This is a genomic window from Neobacillus drentensis, from assembly GCF_036965425.1.
In the GTDB taxonomy this organism is placed as follows: domain Bacteria; phylum Bacillota; class Bacilli; order Bacillales; family Cytobacillaceae; genus Neobacillus; species Neobacillus drentensis_F.
The window spans coordinates 1-20,656 of sequence record NZ_JBALPP010000030.1 but is presented as its reverse complement, the minus strand read 5'-3'; the positions used below and the strand labels follow the sequence as shown (position 1 = coordinate 20,656).

The 20,656-nt window shown below is 39.6% G+C and carries 23 protein-coding genes; 14 read left to right on the top strand and 9 right to left on the bottom strand.

What is annotated here, in order from left to right; all coding sequences use genetic code 11:
* Positions 1 to 49 precede the first annotated feature (49 nt).
* From V7161_RS07965 to V7161_RS07955, 3 genes are all read right to left on the bottom strand, one after another.
* Complete coding sequence (locus V7161_RS07965; protein ID WP_335443834.1) at positions 50 to 481, bottom strand: VOC family protein; 432 nt, start codon at positions 479 to 481, stop codon at positions 50 to 52.
* A 72-nt stretch (positions 482 to 553) separates the two neighbouring features.
* Positions 554 to 1,282, bottom strand: coding sequence for a protein-glutamine gamma-glutamyltransferase (locus V7161_RS07960; RefSeq protein ID WP_335443832.1), 729 nt, complete (start codon positions 1,280 to 1,282; stop codon positions 554 to 556).
* Between the two features lie 91 nt (positions 1,283 to 1,373).
* The gene (locus V7161_RS07955; protein ID WP_335443829.1) at positions 1,374 to 2,594 is read right to left on the bottom strand and encodes an MFS transporter; all 1,221 of its coding nucleotides are present in this window, start codon (positions 2,592 to 2,594) and stop codon (positions 1,374 to 1,376) included.
* A gap of 175 nt (positions 2,595 to 2,769) precedes the next feature.
* Between V7161_RS07955 and V7161_RS07950 the strand changes: the two genes are divergently transcribed.
* The 8 genes from V7161_RS07950 to V7161_RS07915 all read left to right on the top strand — a co-directional run bounded on the left by V7161_RS07950 (position 2,770) and on the right by V7161_RS07915 (position 11,079).
* Complete coding sequence (locus tag V7161_RS07950; RefSeq protein ID WP_335443826.1) at positions 2,770 to 3,558, top strand: hypothetical protein; 789 nt, start codon at positions 2,770 to 2,772, stop codon at positions 3,556 to 3,558.
* A 115-nt stretch (positions 3,559 to 3,673) separates the two neighbouring features.
* A complete protein-coding gene (locus V7161_RS07945) occupies positions 3,674 to 5,044 on the top strand; it encodes an MATE family efflux transporter (protein WP_335443823.1) in 1,371 nt (456 codons plus the stop codon).
* Positions 5,045 to 5,204: 160 nt separating this feature from the next.
* Positions 5,205 to 5,465, top strand: coding sequence for a hypothetical protein (locus tag V7161_RS07940; RefSeq protein WP_335443820.1), 261 nt, complete (start codon positions 5,205 to 5,207; stop codon positions 5,463 to 5,465).
* 198 nt (positions 5,466 to 5,663) lie between these two features.
* A complete protein-coding gene (locus V7161_RS07935; protein WP_335443819.1) occupies positions 5,664 to 6,698 on the top strand; it encodes a Bug family tripartite tricarboxylate transporter substrate binding protein in 1,035 nt (344 codons plus the stop codon).
* Between the two features lie 59 nt (positions 6,699 to 6,757).
* Complete coding sequence (locus tag V7161_RS07930) at positions 6,758 to 7,210, top strand: tripartite tricarboxylate transporter TctB family protein (RefSeq protein WP_335443816.1); 453 nt, start codon at positions 6,758 to 6,760, stop codon at positions 7,208 to 7,210.
* A gap of 15 nt (positions 7,211 to 7,225) precedes the next feature.
* Positions 7,226 to 8,752 (top strand): tripartite tricarboxylate transporter permease, encoded by a 1,527-nt coding sequence (locus tag V7161_RS07925; protein WP_335443813.1) that lies wholly within the window; start codon positions 7,226 to 7,228, stop codon positions 8,750 to 8,752.
* 262 nt (positions 8,753 to 9,014) lie between these two features.
* Positions 9,015 to 10,376, top strand: coding sequence for an arsenic transporter (locus V7161_RS07920; RefSeq protein ID WP_335443810.1), 1,362 nt, complete (start codon positions 9,015 to 9,017; stop codon positions 10,374 to 10,376).
* A gap of 25 nt (positions 10,377 to 10,401) precedes the next feature.
* Positions 10,402 to 11,079 (top strand): DUF2642 domain-containing protein, encoded by a 678-nt coding sequence (locus tag V7161_RS07915; protein WP_335443808.1) that lies wholly within the window; start codon positions 10,402 to 10,404, stop codon positions 11,077 to 11,079.
* A 196-nt stretch (positions 11,080 to 11,275) separates the two neighbouring features.
* Here the strand turns inward: V7161_RS07915 and V7161_RS07910 are convergent, their stop codons facing one another.
* Positions 11,276 to 12,220, bottom strand: coding sequence for a DMT family transporter (locus V7161_RS07910; RefSeq protein WP_335443806.1), 945 nt, complete (start codon positions 12,218 to 12,220; stop codon positions 11,276 to 11,278).
* Between the two features lie 114 nt (positions 12,221 to 12,334).
* On the opposite strand from V7161_RS07910, the gene argH reads away from it, so the two are divergent.
* The 4 genes from argH to V7161_RS07890 all read left to right on the top strand — a co-directional run bounded on the left by argH (position 12,335) and on the right by V7161_RS07890 (position 16,755).
* Complete coding sequence (gene argH, locus V7161_RS07905) at positions 12,335 to 13,828, top strand: argininosuccinate lyase (RefSeq protein WP_420491593.1); 1,494 nt, start codon at positions 12,335 to 12,337, stop codon at positions 13,826 to 13,828.
* A gap of 92 nt (positions 13,829 to 13,920) precedes the next feature.
* Positions 13,921 to 15,552 carry a sensor histidine kinase gene (locus V7161_RS07900; RefSeq protein ID WP_335443803.1) on the top strand — a complete coding sequence of 544 codons (1,632 nt, stop codon included), beginning with the start codon at positions 13,921 to 13,923 and terminating at the stop codon, positions 15,550 to 15,552.
* Positions 15,509 to 16,231, top strand: coding sequence for a response regulator (locus V7161_RS07895; RefSeq protein ID WP_223587700.1), 723 nt, complete (start codon positions 15,509 to 15,511; stop codon positions 16,229 to 16,231). The genes V7161_RS07900 and V7161_RS07895 overlap by 44 nt, the downstream gene beginning before the upstream one ends.
* Before the next feature lie 383 nt (positions 16,232 to 16,614).
* Positions 16,615 to 16,755 (top strand): YrzI family small protein, encoded by a 141-nt coding sequence (locus V7161_RS07890; RefSeq protein ID WP_335443799.1) that lies wholly within the window; start codon positions 16,615 to 16,617, stop codon positions 16,753 to 16,755.
* Positions 16,756 to 16,800: 45 nt separating this feature from the next.
* Here the strand turns inward: V7161_RS07890 and V7161_RS07885 are convergent, their stop codons facing one another.
* Complete coding sequence (locus V7161_RS07885) at positions 16,801 to 17,541, bottom strand: HAD family hydrolase (RefSeq protein WP_335443797.1); 741 nt, start codon at positions 17,539 to 17,541, stop codon at positions 16,801 to 16,803.
* A 260-nt stretch (positions 17,542 to 17,801) separates the two neighbouring features.
* On the opposite strand from V7161_RS07885, the gene V7161_RS07880 reads away from it, so the two are divergent.
* Together V7161_RS07880 and clpP are read left to right on the top strand one after the other, a co-directional pair.
* Positions 17,802 to 18,473, top strand: coding sequence for a sigma factor-like helix-turn-helix DNA-binding protein (locus tag V7161_RS07880; protein ID WP_335443794.1), 672 nt, complete (start codon positions 17,802 to 17,804; stop codon positions 18,471 to 18,473).
* A 30-nt stretch (positions 18,474 to 18,503) separates the two neighbouring features.
* Complete coding sequence (gene clpP / locus V7161_RS07875; protein WP_223587696.1) at positions 18,504 to 19,085, top strand: ATP-dependent Clp endopeptidase proteolytic subunit ClpP; 582 nt, start codon at positions 18,504 to 18,506, stop codon at positions 19,083 to 19,085.
* A 47-nt stretch (positions 19,086 to 19,132) separates the two neighbouring features.
* On the opposite strand, the gene V7161_RS07870 is transcribed toward clpP, so the two are convergent.
* The 4 genes from V7161_RS07870 to V7161_RS07855 all read right to left on the bottom strand — a co-directional run bounded on the left by V7161_RS07870 (position 19,133) and on the right by V7161_RS07855 (position 20,607).
* Entirely contained in the window at positions 19,133 to 19,267 is a 135-nt protein-coding gene (locus V7161_RS07870) for a hypothetical protein (protein ID WP_335443791.1), read from the bottom strand.
* 5 nt (positions 19,268 to 19,272) lie between these two features.
* Positions 19,273 to 19,416: a hypothetical protein gene (locus V7161_RS07865; protein WP_289983279.1), complete on the bottom strand. Its 144-nt coding sequence runs from the start codon at positions 19,414 to 19,416 to the stop codon at positions 19,273 to 19,275.
* A 281-nt stretch (positions 19,417 to 19,697) separates the two neighbouring features.
* Positions 19,698 to 19,883, bottom strand: a complete 186-nt coding sequence (locus V7161_RS07860; RefSeq protein ID WP_335443788.1) for a hypothetical protein — start codon at positions 19,881 to 19,883, stop codon at positions 19,698 to 19,700.
* Positions 19,884 to 20,085: 202 nt separating this feature from the next.
* On the bottom strand, positions 20,086 to 20,607 hold the full coding sequence (locus V7161_RS07855; RefSeq protein ID WP_335443787.1) for a J domain-containing protein: 522 nt from the start codon (positions 20,605 to 20,607) through the stop codon (positions 20,086 to 20,088).
* Positions 20,608 to 20,656 lie beyond the last annotated feature (49 nt).

Below are 20,656 nucleotides of genomic sequence, written 5' to 3'. Positions count from 1 at the left end.
TTTTGTCTACACTCTGAGACCCCAACAATGTTAGGGTCTTTCCTTTTGTTTATCCCATTCCATTTTCGCCGCTGTCATAATTGAACAGCCAATGTATTCCAAACTTATCCGTTACCATTCCGTAACATTTGCTCCAGAAGGTTTCTTGAAGCTCCATGCCCACTTTTCCGCCTACCTTAAGTTGATGGAAAGCATTTTTAATCTCATCCAGATTCTTACTGACAAATGCTAAATTTACGTTATTTCCTTCAACAAACTCCATCCCTGGAAAAGTATCAGAAAACATAACATTGCTGCCACTGATGTTAAGGCGTGTGTGCATAACTAAATTTTTTGCTTCTTCTGGCATAGGATAATTGGGATCCTGAGGTGTTTCTCCAAAGGACATTATCTGTGGTTTTTCTGTTCCAAATACCTGTGCATAAAACTCCACTGCTTCACGGCAGTTGCCATTAAAATTTAAATAAACATCAACAGACATAGTTTTCCTCCACACACAATTATTGTAAATCAATTTATTTTACCATTTCTAAGTTTGTAATAAAACTTTCACTTATAAAAATCCTTGATAATATGGTCTTGATATGAGGTTCATGAGGTACGCGGATTTGGAAGGGGCTGGTCTTCTTTTTGTATTTAAAAACTTAATAATCGTGCTGGCATTTCGAATTCCGACACCATGGCCGTAGAATTGGTCATTTCCGAAGAAGACGACATTCTCGGCGCGCCAATGCGCTTGTTTCGGGTCAAAATCAGGATTGTTGAAGTGAAGCACATCACCTGGGATAAAATCATTCCCGTACTTCTGTAAGATCTGTAGATCCTCATCAAATTGCCAGTCCATCAAATAAAGACGGTCGAAGAGAACATTAAACCGGTCGCTGCCGATGGAATAAAGAGTGGCAATGTATAAGACAATCGCAATCCCCGTGGAGCATTCAAATGCATAGAGAGAGCCGTTTTTAATGATGTCTAATATCGCAACAGAAGGGCTGACGCCAGGTTTAATTAAGAAGCCGCCATTACTCAACCGATCCCAAAGTTTCCGATTCGGAAAAGCATAATTAAATGTCGTAAATTTTACCCCGCTCTTATTAAGTTCCCTTGCCGCCCTCAGAGTATTAGTGCGAAATAAAAGCTCAAATTTTAAATGGGCTGTATCTTGATATATATATTCCACTTGATTGGCTGCTATTTGTTTTAAAATCGTCCGCTGTTCTGCATTCGTAACCTCTTTAAAAAGGGTCTCAGGCTTAACTGTCTGGTTATTTATTATAATCATAGTGTCCTCCAGTTTTCATAATCAACTCCCTATATTAAAGTATGAAAGTCCCAAACTATATATTTCAGCAAAAAAAGCTAGGGCAGGCACCCTAGCTTTTTTCCAAGATTGGTTTCTTAGTTTTCATAAATTTCACGTACATTAACAAAAATACCAGCGCGCTCATAAATCTTAGTATTGAACTAATTCCCATGGACGTTTGAATCCCCGATACTTCTAGCAGCCAAATCCCGATTTGCGGAGCGATAAACGCGACTAAGCTTAGCAGGACATTATAGGTGGTAATGCAATACGTTCTTTTCTCCGCCGGAGACTGCTCCAACAATAGGTTGAACAATAATAGGGTGGTCCCCGATAGAAAAAATCCCGAAATCATACTGACAATCGTTAAATAATAAAGATTCGTGGACATAACCGTCAAAATCGGGGCAGAAGCCATTCCAGCTGCAACCCACACAAGCATTAACGTATTCGATTTTTGCTCTGCCCACTTTTTCCATAATGGGAATGTGAATATCTGCACCAATTGATTTCCAACAGAAAATAAGCTAATCCAAAGAATCGTCGCATGTGCGTATTTGACATTGTAAATATTGAATAAGCCCCATGCCATCTGCCAAGCAAAGTTAAAGCATAGTGCCGCAATAAGAAACCACTTATATCCTTGATCTTTAAAAATAGACCAATCCATCGATGAGTTCTTTCGATCGATATTTGTTTTGGGCTGTGCCGTTTCTTTATGCTTCAGCAGGAAAAACATTTCAAGAAAGCCGAAAATAAAGGCCATAAAAAATAACCACTGATACGCAGCAGCATTGTCTGTTTCTTTTTTCATGACAATCCCAATAATAAGTGTTGTCACCATGCCTACAATTGTTAATAACCGACTTCGATCACTGAAAAAGGTTCCTCTCCGTTCTTCACGAATCATTCCGCTAATAAGCGTTTGCCAGCCGATGTTAGAAATCGTCCCAGGTACATTCATTACCGCAATAAGGATTAAGAAAGTCCAAGCCTGATAGGAAGGTGGAATAAAAACCACACCCACTAAAAGCAAGAACATCACTCTCGCCCAAAAAACATTCATCGCAACCGTTTTCTTTTGCTCATCCAGCTTATTTAACAAGATCGCTGCTGGAATCGTCATGATGAGTGTAACTAAGGGAGGAAGAGAACTAATTAAACCAACTTGGTAATTATTCGCTCCAAGAATTGAAATGGCGAAAATCGGAAAGTAGTTACCAGCTAAATTTAAAGCGATTATTGACACCATTCCATGATAAATACTGATTTTTTCATTATAGGTACGCATGTGCCCCCACCAGCTTCACTATTAATATCTAAAGCTATTATACATACAAAATCCTTCGCTGCACTAAGTATTTTTTGAAAAATAAAAGAAATGCTGATGGGGCGATCGAACGTTCTAATTTTAGGATTTGTAAGGGTTAATGTTATAATATAAACACTTACATAGATGGAAGGAAGTGGCTAGATTGCCAATCCAGGAAACACAAAAGGATTTGACTCAATATATTCCGCCAAAAGGGGAATATGAAAGCTTCCGCGACGAGGATCATTATAAGGAAAAATTAAAGGAATGGGGTTTATCCTCGGCAAGAGAGGCCAAAAAGGAATTCTGGTACAAGGACAGAAACGCCCAGCGCATCGTAACCATCAAAGGCTATGAAGCTTACGGAAATAATGGTGAGTTTAATACGCTGGTTATTGAATTTCAGGATGGGAAGGTTAGCTGTATTCATCCTGCATATTTAAAAGAAATGCAATCAGGAAGCTTTGGAAAAGAAAGCCTGCTGACGATTGAGGAAAAAGAAATAACAGAGAATACGGAGTCAGCCCCTGTGAAAAAGGAAACAGCTCAAAAAGAAGAGTCTCCAAAACCAAAGGCAAAGGAGGCCAAACCAAAGAAAGAGAAAGCGCCTAAACTCGAGCTTCCGGCTGATAAAGTTCATTTTACGGCTACTGTGAAACAATTTGCGATGACCTATAATCCATTTAATGAAGAAAATGATGAAGTGGTGGTTTTAGAAAATGTACTGATCGTTCAGGATAACCCGCTAGAACTTGGTCTTGCTTGGTGCAGTCACAGTAAAACACTCAAAAAATTCGAACTAGCTCCTGGAGATTCTCTTGAATTTGACGGCAAAGTGACCGCTAAGAAATTGGGAAAAGGAAAAGACGTCGAAGAAGAATTCCTAGTTGATGAACCAGTATTGTACAAGGTAAATAACCCATCAAAAATTGTAAAGAAATAGGACTTCCAAGGGAAGTTCTCTTTTTTTGGAAATATAATTAAAAAGTGGGGAATTATCATCCAATATAGCGTATAATGAAGTTTCGGGTTTTTATTTCCTCAAGGAGAACGCTATTATGAATCAGACTTTTACCATAAAACAAAAGACGAAACAAATTTTCGTCCTGTTAATTCCCATATTAATTACACAGCTTGGCATGTTTTCAATGGTGTTTTTTAATACAATTATGTCAGGAAAATACAATTCTTCCGATCTGGCTGGCGTCGCAATAGGCTCCTCGATATGGAGTCCGATTTTCACAGGAATCAGCAGCATACTGCTCGCAGTTTCCCCTATAGCAGCACAGCGGTTTGGTGAGAAGAAGAGCCATGAGGTAACCTCGATTGTAAAACATGGAGTATATCTTTCTGTATTTATCACAATTCTATTAATTATTCTTGGTTTCTTCGTGTTAGATCCGATTTTAGATAGCATGAACCTGACAGCAAGAGTTCAGGATACCGCATTTGATTACCTCGTCGGACTTAGTTTCGGAATACTGCCACTGTTTATCTTTAATGTTCTGAGATCGTTTATTTATGCACTTGGAAAGACTAGGGTGATCATGATCATTATGATAATATCCTTGCCGCTTAATTTCTTGTTAAACTACGTGTTGATTTTTGGAAATTGGGGCTTCCCAGAGCTTGGCGGGGCAGGGGCTGGATATGCTACAGCCATTACCGATTGGGCCTTTATGGCAATGACCATTTTCATCGTTAAAAAACAAGAACCGTTTTCTTCCTATCCAATCTTTGAAAATATGAAAGAATTTTCATGGGAAAAATGTAAGGAGATATTAAAAATTGGCGTGCCAATGGGGCTTTCTACTTTTTTCGAAACGAGTATGTTTGCGGTGGTGACGATCCTTTTAAGTAAATTTAATGTGACCACGATTGCTGCTTACCAATCTGCTTTAAATATTGTATCCTTTTTGTATATGATTCCCATCAGCATTTCCATGGTCCAGACCGTACTTGTCGGTTTTGAGGTGGGGGCAAAGCGTTATAAAGATGCGAAACAATATAGCTGGCTTGGCGTGTATCTCGCCATATTAATCGCTATTCTAACAGGGTTACTAGTCGTGGCTTTCCGCTATCAAGTCGCCGGCTTCTATTCAAATGAAACAGCTGTCATCAACTTAACGGCAAACTTTTTAATATTTGCCTTATTTTTTCAAATTGCGGATGCCATTCAGGCAACTGCTCAGGCTGCATTAAGAGGGTATAAAGATGTGAATATAGCCTTTATCATGACCTTAATTGCATACTGGCTGATCTGCTTGCCAGTCGGCTACCTTCTCGCCAACTTTACCAGCTTGGGTGCAAGAGGCTACTGGATTGGGCTGACCGTTGGTTTGCTGGCAGCAGGAGTCGCCTTATCCTTAAGACTTATTTATATACAAAAGCGAAAGTTTGTCGGAGCTGCAATTAAGGAAGTAGTTTAGAACTTATTAAATAGGAGACGCCATTCATTATTGAATGGCGTTTTCTTTTTTTAATAATTCCTCTTCCTTCGCCACGAATTTCGGGTCTAGGCAGGAGTCTATCCCATTTATCTTTTGGGATACATACACTATTCTGCAACCTAATTGAGGAGGGATGTAGATGCAACAGCAGCTGCTTGAAGTATATGCGGGTAACCCTAATCTAAGATACTATCCAGGCCACGTCTATCATCATGGTCACGGTGGTTATTATCCAGGTTATGGTTACCATCATGGCCACGGCGGGTACTATCCAGGCTATGGCTATCATCATGGCCACGGGGGGTACTATCCAGGCCACGGCTATCATCATGGCCACGGCGGATATTATCCAGGTCATGGATATCACCACGGCCACGGCGGGTATCATTCAGGACGATAATTATATTTGAATCAGGAAAAGGCTGTCCTTGGGGCAGCCTTTAATTTTTGATATTGAATCTGCATATCTGGGACAACTTGCCGTGAACAAAATGAACAAAATGGTTTATAAGTTTTTAATGCTGTTTAAATGCAAAAACTATGAATCTTCTAAATTTTAAGTAAAATTAAGAAAACGGTTACAAGGGGGAATAAAAAAATGTTTTCAATCAAAAAAATCTCAGCAGTGATGTGTGCAGGTGCTCTGGCATTAAGCTTAGGCGCATGCAGCAGTAAAGAAACAGCAAGTTCAGGTTCTAGTAAAAAAGAAGCGGCTCCAAGCTATCCTACAAAAGCGATTTCTGTCGTAGCCCCATCTGGTGCTGGCGGCGGGTGGGATTTAACAGCCCGCTCCTTTACAAAGGTATTGAGCGAAACAAAGCTCGTCAGTCAGCCATTAACAGTGGAGAATAAGCCAGGCGGCGGTGGTGCCGTGTTTATGGCTGAATACGCCACACAGCAGGCAGCAAATAACGAAATGTTGTTCGTCAATTCACCGCCGATTATTATCAACAACTTGAAAAAAGAAGGGAACAGCCCTTACGGCTACAAAAATACAACACCTCTTGCTCAATTGACTAAAGATTATGGAGCGATTGTTGTCAAAAAGGATTCCAAATTTACTGACTTAAAATCCCTTTTAGATGAAGTCAAGAAGGATCCAAGTAAACTTACCTTTGCAGGTGGTTCCGCACCAGGTTCTATGGACCATTTAATTTCTATTCTTCCAGCTTTTAAATATGGAGTGGATCCTACAAAAATTAAATATGTTTCTTATGATGGAGGCGGGGAGGCCATTACATCCCTTCTTGGGGGTAACGCAGATGTAATTGGAACAGATGCCTCAAGCGTAAAAGAGTTCCTAAAAGCTGGCAAGGTTCGTGTGCTCGCTGTTACGGCTGCTGATCGTTTAGGCGGTGATTTTAAGGACGTGCCAACGGCTAAAGAACAAGGAGTGAATGCTGAGTTCACGATTTGGCGCGGAGTGTTTGGTCCAGAAAAAATGTCTAAAGAAGCAAAATCCTACTGGGAAACAACAATCGATAAACTCGTAAAATCTCCTGAATGGAAGACAGAAGTAGAGACACAAGGCTGGGAACTAGAATATAAAAATAGCGCTGATTTCACAAAATTCTTAGGTGAACAAGAAAAACAAGTTCAACAATTACTAGAAGCATTAGGCATGCAGAAGTAAATACGTATGGGAAGGAGCTTGCTTTCTCCTTCTCCATTTTTTTAAAAGGGGGTTTTTGAATGGCTATAAAATTCGATCGGGTTGCGTCCATTGTATTTCTTGCTGTTGGAGTACTATTTATTGTCGGAAGCAGACATATATCAAGTTCATCTTATGGAAGCGTTGTCGGACCGGACATTTTTCCTTTTATATTGGGTATCTTACTAGTCTTATTAAGTATCCGTTTGTTTTTTGAAGCGAACCAATCTAAGGGTGCAACGGGCAATAAGGAAAAATTAGATTACAAGCCCTTCCTAATTATCTTTGTGGCTACCTTGCTTTATATATTAACATTAGAAACCATCGGCTATGTCATTACGACGTTTTTATTTTTACTAGTATGCTTTCAAACGATGGAGCGTAAAAAGTTGATTATGTCCATCATTATATCTGCTGCCTTTTCTGGACTCGTTTATTTCTTATTTGTAGACGTGTTAAAAGGGACACTTCCAGGCTGGCCTATTTGGTTTTAAGAGAGGAGGCTAATTATGAGTACACTCGATTATTTATTTCAAGGATTTGGAACAGCACTTATTTGGTATAATCTTATTTTTGCATTCGTAGGGGTTTTAATTGGAACAGCTGTTGGGGTTTTGCCAGGAATCGGCCCGATGAGCGGTGTCGCGCTGCTTATCCCTGTAACGGCCTCAATCACTGGCAGCCTTCCGCCCGAGCAAGCGGCGACTAGTGCGATTATTTTGCTAGCTGGAGTCTATTATGGAGCGATGTACGGTGGTTCAACCACTTCGATTTTATTAAATACACCTGGTGAATCTTCTTCCGTTGTCACAACCCTGGACGGCTATCAAATGGCCAAAAAGGGAAGAGCAGGCAGTGCATTATCGATTGCGGCAATTGGTTCATTCGTTGCAGGTATTGTCACATTGCTTGCTCTGATTTTCCTAGCAAAACCATTATCAGCGGTGGCACTGAAATTTGGACCAGCTGAATATTTTTCATTGATGCTTTTGGGTCTCGGCGCTGTCAGCGGTTTAGCTGGAAAGTCGGTTACAAAGGCTTTGATTATGACTGTTTGCGGGTTACTGCTTGGAACCATTGGAATTGACAGTGTGTCAGGTATTGCCCGTTTTACCTTCGATGTGCCATGGCTATACCAGGGAATTGAATTCTTAACGATTGCTGTTGGGTTGTTCGCCCTAGGCGAAGTTTTTAAAACCATTTTAGAAAAAGAAGAAGAAGATGGGGAAATGGCGAGGATTAACAATTTAATCCCATCTAAAGAAGAGATGAAAGAGTCCGCAGGACCGATTGCCCGTGGATCCATTTTAGGATTTTTCGTCGGTATTTTGCCGGGGGCCGGGGCTACACTGGCATCCTTCTTCTCGTATCTTTTGGAAAAAAAGATTTCGAAAAACCCTGAGAAGTTTGGCAAAGGCGCGATTGCTGGGGTTGCAGCACCGGAATCCGCTAATAATGCGGCCTCTGGCGGAGCGATGATCCCTTTATTAACAATGGGAATCCCGGGGTCTGGAACGACGGCGATCCTAATGGGAGCGTTAATGATGTACAATGTCCAGCCGGGTCCCTTATTATTTGAAGACCATCCGCAGGTTGCATGGGGTCTGATTGCCAGTATGTTTATCGGAAATATCATGCTGTTGATCTTAAACCTGCCACTTGTAAAGGTGTTCGCGAAAATTATTCAAACACCAAAGCAATTTTTGATTCCGATGATTATCGCGATTTCTATTTTTGGAGTTTACGCCGTGCAGGTGTCGATGTACGATTTACTGCTTTTATTAGCTTGCGGTGTGTTGGGTTACTTCTTAAGCAAAAACGACTACCCAATCGCTCCCCTCGTTCTAGGGCTGGTATTGGGGCCAATGGTTGAAAATAACCTGCGAAGAGCCTTAACCATTTCGAATGGGGATTACGGTGTATTCTTTACCCGTCCGATTTCACTGGTCTTCCTATTAATTACAGCCCTCTGGCTGATTGTACCTTTCATGATGAAGAAAAAAGGGAAAGAAGTCGTTATTAATGTTGAGGGATAAAAGTTTTTACCAAGCGAAGCTTACTGCTTCGCTTTTTTATTTTTTCCCAAAATACTATTGCTATTTTTTTAGACTCTAGTGGATTTATAGGAAAAAAGGGTACAAACCTAAAGCCTGTCTTATGCGGGATACATATAGATAGAGTACAAGAACACAAGAAGGACAGATGGAAGGGGGGGACATGAGCGGACTAAACGATATTAGGAGGTAAGTCGTATCAGGGAAACATCCTGAATTAACAGCTAGATGAAAGGAGAATAAAATGGTTCATTTAACCGTTTGGATAACCATCATTACTTTTTTGGTTACCCTCGGATTTATCCTTTGGAGGCCAAGAGGCATTAATGAAGCAATCCCTGCCGCCATTGGTGCGATTATCGTTGTGCTTAGTGGAAGTGTTTCACTCACCGACCTTGGTATTATTTCTGACACTATCAGTGGTGCAGCCATTACGATCATGGCAACGATTGTCATGGCAATCGTATTAGAAAGCTTTGGTTTTTTCAACTGGGTTGCAGAAAAATTAGCGGCGAAAGCCAAGGGCTCAGGGATTCGGTTATTTTGGTATGTCAACCTTTTGTGCTTTCTGATGACACTTTTTTTCAATAATGATGGAAGCATCTTAATCACAACACCCATTCTAGTTATGCTACTGAACAATATGGGCTTAAAAAATCATCAAAAAATCCCTTATTTACTATCAGGAGGGCTGATTGCCACCGCTTCGAGTGCTCCGATTGGGGTCAGTAATATTGTCAATTTAATCGCTTTAAAAATTGTTCATATGAGTCTGTACTTGCACACAGCCATGATGTTTGTACCGGCAACCCTTGGATTGCTTCTGCTCGTTGGGCTTTTGTTCCTTCGATTTTACAAAGTTTTGCCGAAAAAAATTCCAACAGAAGTAACAGGATTATCGCTTAAATCCTACCATCCACTAAAGTCAGGAATTCAGCACAATTCGGAAAAAGAACGCTCAAGATTTATGCGCAATGTTCTTTTGTTCGTTTTTGCTGTCCGAGTCAGCCTATTCGTCGCTTCGTTTTTTAACATTCCTGTCTCTCTGATGGCTGTATTTGGCTCGTTGGTCCTGTTAGCTTGGCGATGGGCTTATTTAAAAATACCGCCGATCGATATGCTGAAAAAAACCCCGTGGTATATCATTGTTTTCGCTTTTTGTATGTATGTCATAATTTACGGTCTGAATAATATTGGCTTAACAGACTGGCTGATTGGTTTTATGGAGCCGATAGTTGCTGGTAGCCTGCTGCACGCGAGTGTCATGATGGGCGTCCTACTATCAGTACTCTCCAATATTTTTAATAATCACCCGGCTCTCATGGTTGGAACACTTACGTTAACGAATATGGATCTAAGTTTACTTGAATTGAAAGTAGCCTACCTGGCAAATGTAATTGGCAGCGATATGGGATCGTTATTACTTCCAATGGGGACACTTGCAACCCTGATGTGGATGCACATAGTTAGAAAAGGAAAAGTGAAAATTACCTGGTGGGAATACGTTAAAATCACAAGTGTTGTCATACCGCCAGCTGTTTTATTTACTTTAGTCGTTTTATATTATTGGGTTTCTTGGCTATTTGGCGGGGTACTGCAAAACTAAACCATTCGGGAAAAGGAGATTTAAGATGTTAGTTGATTTTGTTGATTTAATAGGGAAAAATATTGAAGTTGAAATTTCTGGCGGAAATTTTCACAAAGGAACCCTTCTGGATAGTGGATCAGACATGATTGTTTTATACGATAACAAAAAACATTTCTTCCTCTATATTCCCTTTATTCATGTTCAAAGATTGAAAGAAACCATGTTAAACGAAGAAGAAGAGAACTCTTATCAAACGCCTTCAGAAAAACCGATTGAAATGGATGTAATATCGTTTCGAAAAGCATTAAATTTTGCTAAAGGATTATTTGTTCAGGTGTATGTAACAGGAAATAAATCCATTCATGGTTATCTTACCAGCATTATGAATGACTATTTTGTTTTTCACTCCCCTGTATACAAAAAAATGTTTATTTCAATGAATCACGTTAAATGGCTGATTCCGTATCCTCCTAATACAACACCGTACTCATTAAGCAGGGAAAATCTGCAACAAATGTCTAAAACCACACCATTAGCAAGATCACTAGATGAGCAGTTGAAAAAATTTGAAAATCAACTAGTCATTATTGATGGAGGCGAGCATACAGAAAAAATTGGGTTACTTCAAAAAATTCGCAATAACAAAATCATCTTAATAACTGCTGATGGAGAAAAGGTATTCCGGAATTTAGAGCATATTAAAACAATACAATTACCATAAGAAAAGAGTGATTGTCCATGAGAAAGATATCTAAACAAAAAGAATAATCCACCTTCGTTGGCAGACGCTGATGGATTAAACGTAAACTTCTAGAGTTATATTTGACCGTATCGTTCGGGATACGGTCTATTTTTGGTGTACCACCTATTGTTAGGATATGTGATTTATAAAAGATTTGTTCGAGGAAAAAATACAATTAAACCATTTTATTAGTCTCAGCATTAATGATAGGTTTCACAGAAGGCAAATTTGCAATATAAACCCCAGATAAAACGAGAATTCCACCAAAAATTTGGCTTATCAAAATTGGGTTTCCTAAAATAAAGTGGGACGCAATTATCGCGACAAAGGGCTGAATATTCATAAACATGGAAGCAGTTCCGGCACCAGCCTTCGCAACCCCTTTATTCCACCAAAAACCGGCTACACCTTGTGCGAGAATCCCTGCAGCTATCAGTAGAATCCACATGAAAATGGAAGGGCTGACGACCGATCCGCTGACAATCCCTTCCACACCTGCAGCTGGAATCATTAAAACACTGCCAAGGACCGTTGCATAAATCGTAATAACAAAGGAATTCATCGTCTTCGATAATCCCCGAATAAATAATAGACTGATACACAGACAAAGCATCGCGATTAAAATATTGAAATCGCCCCATGAAATCCCAATTGAACCTTTTCCAACCCCAATAATTGAAAATACACCAATCAAGCTGATCAACGCACCCGATGCTTTCTTTAAGGTTAGTTTTACTTTAAAAATAATCCGTTCTAATAGAATCGTAGCAATGGGCGAAAGCGCAAGGATTAAGGATGCATTTGCAGGTGTTGTGTGTTTGAGCCCCGTAAAATAAAAGGTTTGATTAAGAAGGGTTCCAAAGATTCCAACACCAAGCAGGTATTTCCACTCCGTATTCGTTGGCCTCTTCATCCCTTTAACGGAAAAGGCAACAATGATTAAAAAAAGTGACGTAAAACAGATCCGGACGGTGGACAAAAACACGGGTGAAAATCCATGAAGCAAGTAGGCACTAACAGGATAATTGCATCCCCACAGGATTGATACTAAAAACAAGCTTAATAGAGTTTTTTGATTACTACCTGACATAGGCATAAACACGCCTTTCTGATCGTTCAATTGATGTAAATCCATTTGCTTATTATAGCATCTTGTTTCGTGTGTCGAAAGATATTTTTTAAAATCACTTTAAAATAATTCATTCGTATAATTAAATAAAGGTCAATAAACGGAGTGGAACGTATGAATAATGAGTTTATCAAACAGGAAGGGCTGGTTTTTCCGGGAAAGACCTATGTGGAAGAACTGTTAAAACCGGTTTTTAACGATCAAAGGGAGTACCTATTTCACATCATGTTCGACATCCATCGTGCCCATGTGATTATGCTCGAGGAGCAGCAAATCATTATAACCGCCGAAGCAAGAAGAATGCTAGAGGGGATTAATAAGGTTGCAAGTACAGAACCAGTAAAAATGACTTACGATCCACAATATGAGGATTTATTTTTCATGATGGAAGCTAAAATAGCGGAGGAAATCGGCGATGAGCTTGCTGGAAAAATTCATATCGGGAGAAGCCGGAACGATATGGGGGTGGCCATGTACCGTCTGGTGTTAAGGGAACATCTGTTACAGCTGCTTGAAAGTAGTTATCAATTGGGTGAGGTTTTACTCGAGAAGGCTGAAGAACATACCGAAACCTTTATGACGGCCTATACCCATACCCAGCCCGCACAGCCAACGACCTTAGGGCATTATTTATTAGCCATTTATGATGTATTAATGCGAGACCTTAAACGTCTTTGGTCCGCTTTTGATACCGTCAATCAATCACCGCTCGGGGCGGCAGCACTATCGACGACCGGCTTTCCAATCAGCCGTTCTCGTACATGTGAATTATTAGGGTTTGATAAAGTAATAGAAAACTCGTATGACTCGATCGCAGGAGGGGATTATCTAATAGAATCGTCCACCGCATTAATGGCCTGTATGGTGAATACCGGAAGATGGATTCAAGATTTTCTCTTGCATGTCACAAGAGAATTCGGCTCATTCAAGGTAGCGGACCCCTATGTTCAAGTCAGCAGTATTATGCCGCAGAAACGGAATCCAGTGTCAATTGAACATTCACGGGCATTGGCAAGCAGTTCTTATGGGGATGCGTTCGCAGCGATTCAAATGATTCATAATACACCCTTCGGTGATATTGTCGATACGGAAGATGATTTGCAGCCTCATTTATATAGGGCATTTTCGAAAGCCAACCGCGTAATGAAAATCATGTATGCCGTTATGATGACACTAACTGTAAACGATGAGCATTTAAAGGTCATGTCTGAAAAATCCTGCATTACCATTACCGAGTTCGCCGACACCTTGACAAGGAACTATAATATTTCCTTTAAAAAAGCACATTCCATCGCGAGCACCCTTTCAAAAAGGACGGTTAAAGAGCAAAAAGAATTGTTTGATTGGAAGGTGGAAGAAATCAATTCAATGCTTAAGGATTTGGCCAATGTATCGCTCAGTGAGGAAGATTGGAAAAAAATCATATCCTCAGAGCACTTTGTCGAAGTGAGAAGGATTCAAGGCGGGCCAAATCCGAAAGAGGTTAAGAGAATGATAGAAAATCGAAAGCTCCGTTTCCGTGGAGACATAAAAGATTTTCATCAGATTATTGAAGAATTAGCTGCTAAGAGGAAAGAATTAGTAGATTTTCGCTTGTAATGATAAAAACAGTCCTAAAATGACTGTTTTATTTTTTTTGTCCTCTTTTTAATAATAGATTTTTTTAATATGATAGAGTTAGAGGTGGTTGAATGCGATTACATACAAAGTTAATGCTCGGAATATCCATTCTCATAATTGTGATGGGAACAATTATTGAATTTACTTTTAAAAATATTATGGAAACCAATCTGAAGCATGAAATCGGCTCGAAGGCCTTATCGGTAGCGCAATCGATCGCCAATATGCCTGAAATATCAGCAGCCTTTCGAACCGAAAATCCTTCGGCCATTATTCAGCCCATTGCAGAGAAAATTCGTCATCAGGTGGGGGCAGAATTTATTGTTATTGGAAACCGGGATGAAATCCGATACTCGCACCCCAATCCGAGCCGTTTAGGGGAAAAAATGGTTGGGGGAGATAATGACAGTGTATTTAAAGGGAAATCGGTTATTTCTGAATCGACAGGAACCCTTGGTCCCTCTTTAAGAGGAAAAGCACCGATTTTTAGTGGTGGTCAGATCATTGGTGTTGTTTCAGTTGGTTATCTTCAGACTGAAATTCAAAAAGAAGTATCGAAAATACAACAAAAAATCTTTGTTGCTACACTGATTATTTTAGCAGGGGGACTGATTGCTGCTTTATTAATCTCCTTAAATATTAAAAGGGCCATTTTCGGACTTGAACCAAAGGAAATAGCCTGGATGTATCAGGAAAAGCATGCGATACTTGAGTCCATTCATGAGGCGATCATCGCAATTGATACCAATGGTCGAATCACAGTTGTCAATGAAACTGCTCATAAAATTTTGAATGTTCCGAATGATATTTTACTAAGGGGCAAAAAAATAGATGATGTTCTAGAAAATACGAAGCTTTATGACGTGGTTAAATCAGGACTGGCAGAGTATGACCAGGAAATTATCATTTTTGGAGACGTCTTTTTGGCTAACCGCATTCCTATTTTTAACAAGCGGGGAATAGTCGTAGGAGCTGTTGCAAGCTTCCGCAGTAAGTCCGAGCTTGCTTCGCTCCTTCAGGAATTATCACATGTAAAAGCTTATGCGGAAGGACTCCGTGCTCAGACGCACGAATATTCCAACCGGCTTTACACTTTACTGGGCTTGATCCAGCTCGGTTCCTATAAAGAAGCGATTGATTTTATTTCTAGAGAAGTGGACGTCGCCCAAGGGTTTATTCAATTTTTGATGCGGGAAATTCCGGATCCGATTATTGCGGGATTCATTTTAGGAAAAGCAAGCTTAGCAAGCGAGTTGAAAATTGATCTTTCAATAGATAGAGAGAGCAGCTTTAAGGATCTCCCTTTTGAAATCAGCAGAGATTCATTAGTGACGATTATAGGAAATTTAGTCAATAATGCCTTTGAAGCTGTTAGGGAAAATGGCATGCAAGAAAAACGCGTTTCACTGTTTTTAACGGATCTTGGAAAAGACCTGATAATTGAAGTAGAGGATAACGGGAAAGGGATTGACTCAAAGCATCAGGACCAAATTTTCTCAGCAGGTTTTTCAACCAAGAATACCGGAAGTAATGCTGGAATTGGTTTAAGTTTGGTACAAAAAGCAATAAACGATTTAGGCGGGTATGTCACCTTTTCTTCGAGTGCGGGAGAGGGGACGATTTTTACGGTGGCGATACCAAAGCAAAGGGGGAGATTGAATGAAAGTGACGGGATACAAGCCTATCGAAGTGTTAATTGTTGAGGACGACTTGAGAATTGCGGAAATTCAAAAACGGTTTCTAGAACAGCTGGAAGGTTTCCAAACGGTTGGGATTGCTGCCAGTTATGTGGAGGCTAAGACCTTAATTGAGATCCTGCAGCCGGATTTGCTTCTGTTGGACGTTTATTTTCCTGATATGAATGGACTTGAGCTATTGAAGGAAACCAAACAGCAAGCAAAACAAATGGACGTCATCATGATTACGGCCACAAAAGAGATACAAATGGTCCAGGAAGCGATTAGCATAGGGGTATTTGATTACATCATTAAGCCGGTGGTTTTTGACAGATTTAAGCAATCATTGCAAAGGTATCAGGAGTATCATAATAAGCTGATTCAATTAAATATGGAAAATACCCATGTTACCCAGCAGCAGGTGGACATGCTTATTCGTAAGGAAAGTGAAGGAGCGGGTGGCATAAGTGGCGACAGGGGGTATTTGCCAAAAGGAATTGACCCGCTTACTCTCGATAAAGTACTTGAGGTTCTCGAAAAAGTGGACGAGGGTTTAACGGCCGAACGGGTCGCCAAAGAAATCGGCGTCAGCCGAACCACCGCCAGACGCTACCTCGAACACCTCGTAGCCCAAGAAAAAATAGCCGCCGACCTGGCCTACGGAACCGTGGGGCGACCGGAGAGGGTATATATGTGTTGTTTGTAGCGTGGTTTCGGTGGTGTCAGGCACCGCGAAAAGACATTTTATGTCATTTGTCCACTCCACGCGGACATTTGGGGCAGGCATCTGATTGGATGCTTGTCTTTTTTATTTTTTGTCATTGATTAACCTACCAAGATAAGGTAAAATAAAAATAGACTATATAGTCTATTTAATGAGGAGGTAATTAAATGAGGGTATATATTTTTTTGGCCACTAAATAAACTGACTAGTCGTTTTAAATAATTTTCTACGACCTAAGTCCAAGACTTCTTTGAGACCATCAGAGCAGAAGAAATCCTTCCCAATATCGATTCGGTAAAAAATACCATCCCTTATAATGAAATCAAAAGATACAAGATAAAGCTCTTATAAAGGAGGAACCAAAAATGACTTTAAATATATTTTTCTTAACTATTACCATCAAAAAACGGAAAATGAGTATAGATGACGCAGTCCATCAAGAAATGGTTGAAAAGTTGTACGAAAAAAATAAAGATCAGCAAATTTCAATGCGTCACTTTATGTAAATTGAAAAACCTTGATTCAGACCTTCTGAATCAAGGCTTTTATTGTTATTTAGCTACCTGATAAAAAGCGTAATCCCGCAAATATTCCGGAAGCTGCAACAGTGATTGCAATTCAGCAACAGTCCCGTTTGGTTCAATATCTATATCCAATATGTTATAGCTCCAATCAATTTCCGCTGGGATATGGATGGCATTAATTCCAAGCTCAATCGCTGGCTTAATATCTGTTTTAAGAGAATTACCGACCATCCAGGTGGAATACTTCTCCGTCGCAATCTCATCCAGGACCATTTGCAACGCGTATGAATTTTTGTGTTCACAAATAAACACACGCTCTCCAAAGTAATTTTCCAAACCTAATTGATTAATTTTCCTTCTTTGATTTTTTTCATCGCCGCCAGTAAATAAAACCAAATCATGGCCATCCTCCTGCAGCCTATCCAGAACTTCATATAAATAAGGGAACGGCTGTACATCAATCTGAAAAACACTTTGACCGATGCTGTGTATATGTTTTATTTCAAAATCTGAAAGTCCTCTTCCATATTTCACGCAAAAATATTTATAGGTTAAAACGAGCGATTCGGGATATAAGGAAGAATGTAAGCCGAATTCTTCAACACTTTTTAAGTCAATCTCCAACTGTTTTTGGAGGATCTCTTCTTTCGTTGCAGAATGAAACCAATCGAGCATTTGATCAGCAAATTGGCTTTTAGACTTCCTAAAGTACTTGCTGCAGTGGATGAGGGTATCATCTAAATCCATTATTAAGGATTGTTGATTCATAAAATCAATCCCCCCTTTAATAGTGGTGTAGAATAAATATATGGGTAAACACTATCCAAATGCTAAAAAAAGAATGTCCACCTAAAAAATACACCATAGGTATTAGGGGACAAAATCTGACGAATAATCTAAATGGAAAATTACCTAGTTGCTCAATTTACCCCCTGCATATATTAATAAAAAATATTTTAGGACCCCGTATCTTTTCCCCTGCCTTAAATCGTTTATAGGGTAGAGAGTGCTAAAGGAGTGAAAAAAGCATGTCACACAAGCCGAGACCGTTCCCGTTAATATGTCCACATCAAGAAGACGATCCATTTTGGAAAGAACATTATCCAAAATTGCAGCGATATTGCCGTTTCCTTGCTCAAAATAAATGGGATGGAGAAGATATCGCCCAAGAAACGTACCTGAAGGCATTGAAATATCAGCAAAAAATGTCTACAGCTTTATTAAATAAAATTGCTTACCATCATTGGATTGATCTGCTTAGAAAAAGGAAGCACGAAACGATAGAATCGGAAATTGAAAGGGTATCAACAACTAATCAATTGGATGAGACTGTCGATATGCTGATTGAGCAATTTACACCAAAGCAGGCCATCATCTTTTTGTTAAAAGAGGCATTTCAATATCAAATAAGGGAAATTGCCGACATCTTAGAAACAACAGAAATGGCGGTAAAGTCCAATTTGCATCGAGCCAAAAAGCGCTTGGAAAAAGAAGATCAATCTCATTCCTTAGAAGTTTTCTGGAATGAAGAGGAGCGGGAGCAGCTTACAGAGCTTTTTAAAGAATCCTTGTTAAAAGAAGACCCGACCGTCCTTATTCAAACTATCCCAACACTACAAAGTATGTTTAACGTAACAAAGCTGGTAACAAGGTCAACTCCATCAAATTCTCCTTCAAGCACTCTCTGTATGGCGGCATAGCCAATTCATCGCTTTAAGGAGGAGTTAATTATGAGTACCATTCCATATGTAATCGAACATTCTAATCGTGGGGAGCGCTCCTATGATATTTATTCAAGGTTATTAAAGGACAGAATCATTATCATTGGGGATGAAATCAACGATCACGTGGCTAACAGTGTTGTTGCCCAGTTACTATTTTTAGCAGCAGATGCCCCGGATAAAGAAATTTCCCTTTATATTAATAGCCCTGGCGGATCCACCTCTGCAGGCTTTGCCATTTTTGATACGATGCAATTCATTAAGCCGGACGTTAGAACGATCTGTACCGGCATGGCGGCATCATTCGGAGCGATGCTGCTTCTGGCGGGAACGAAGGGGAAACGATATGCGCTGCCAAATAGTGAAATCATGATTCATCAGCCATTGGGCGGAGCGAGAGGGCAGGCAACCGAAATCGAAATTTCCGCGCGTCGAATTCTTAAACTAAGGGAACATATCAATCAAATCATTTCCGAGCGGACAGGGCAGCCGCTTGAAAAAGTAGCCCGAGACACAGACCGCGACTTTTTTATGAGTGCCGAGGAAGCTAAGGAATATGGGATCATCGATGAAATTCTATATCCAAAATGAGACACAAAAAGGGCAGGTTTTTTAACCTTGCCCTTTGTTTGTTTTAGCTAGCTTTTCTTTCCTTCTAATTTCATCTTATATTCTGCATCGCTCATATTTGGGTTCTTTCTTGGCTGTGATTTACTCATCGCTTTCTTCAATTCCACCGTGGCATCATCATTTGTAGTATACTTTCCATCCATACGCTTCACTCCTTTCTATTTGACTCTTGTATAACAACATGTTTTGGTGCTTTTGGATACCCGTTCTTACCAGAATCGTCTGGCCCCGTCAGGTTATTTCGCTGATCCAGCACCTTTCCGGAGTACTCAATCGGATTATTTTTTGGCATAAATTTCACCTCCCTTTATAGGATGGTTGAAAAATTAATTCGAATGCAGGGAAATTGTTTTTTTCGGATTTGCGTTAGAAAAGTTAAAGAAGGATTTTCAATACGATGATAAATTTAGTTTTTTACGTTGAAAATAATACAGCTGAAGCAGTTTTAAGGGAGTCTCCTTGGAAAGAGACGAGGATTAATTACCCGGGGGACAATGAGATGTATAGTAATTGAACGATAAAAAAAAACGGGAGGTGACTTGTGACTTTCACCTTCCGTTTTACATTTCGTTTTTAAGAGCGCTGGATGTTAGAAGTGGAGAAGTTTTTCACCATTTTTTGCAGGTTTCGGTGTGCCTCTCTTAATTTAATCGTTTCATCAATGATGTTTTGGAAACCTTCCAAATCTCTATCAGATGCATTCAATAAGGACTTCGGGATTCCTTCGACAATTTGTTGTAGGGATAATTCCATAGCCATGACAATGACCACCTTTCAACTAATTAGTAAGACATCTGATTTGTCTTCCTTAATATTTTTCGATTGTGTTCAGTTTTTCCTGCCAGCACCTTAGAAAACTTATCTACAAATAGCCCAAGATTTTTATCAAGATAGTAATAATCTTGCATAAAACGACACCATTCAATATGTAGTACCTATCATTTGTAGAAAAATATTATCGCTAATTCGATTTTGCTCCTTCATAGTGTTCATAAAACACCTTAAAAAGCCGATCATCTCCACCGCGATCAGGGTGTAATGCTTTTAGTAGTTTTTTAAACTCTTTCTTTACCAAATCTTTGTCCGCATTTGCGTCTAATCCTAATAACGACTGAAAATTGATAGAAGCAGGTTCTGAAATAGCATATTCTGCCTGCAGCATTTTTTTCAAAGATCGTACTTTCGCTTGTTCGATACGGAAACTACTTTTTAATTCCTCAATCTCATCCTTCAATTTCTGGTTTTCCTTGAAGGTTTTCTCCCAATCCTGATAATCAACACCAAATTTTTTCCGATTTTCTTCTATTATTTTTTCTAAAATAAACGCAGCCAAATCATTGGGTTTAATCAGATAGTCAATGTTTAAATTGGTAGTCCGTTTCGCTTTTAGTTTTCCATCGAGGATCCAACGGATAACCATTTGCTCGCTCGTTGTAATACCCTCGGCACCTAGTAATTTGGTAACTTCTTTTACATTTAGCATGTCCTCAACTCATATCCCAACTTAGTAAAATCTAAATTCAATGTAACAT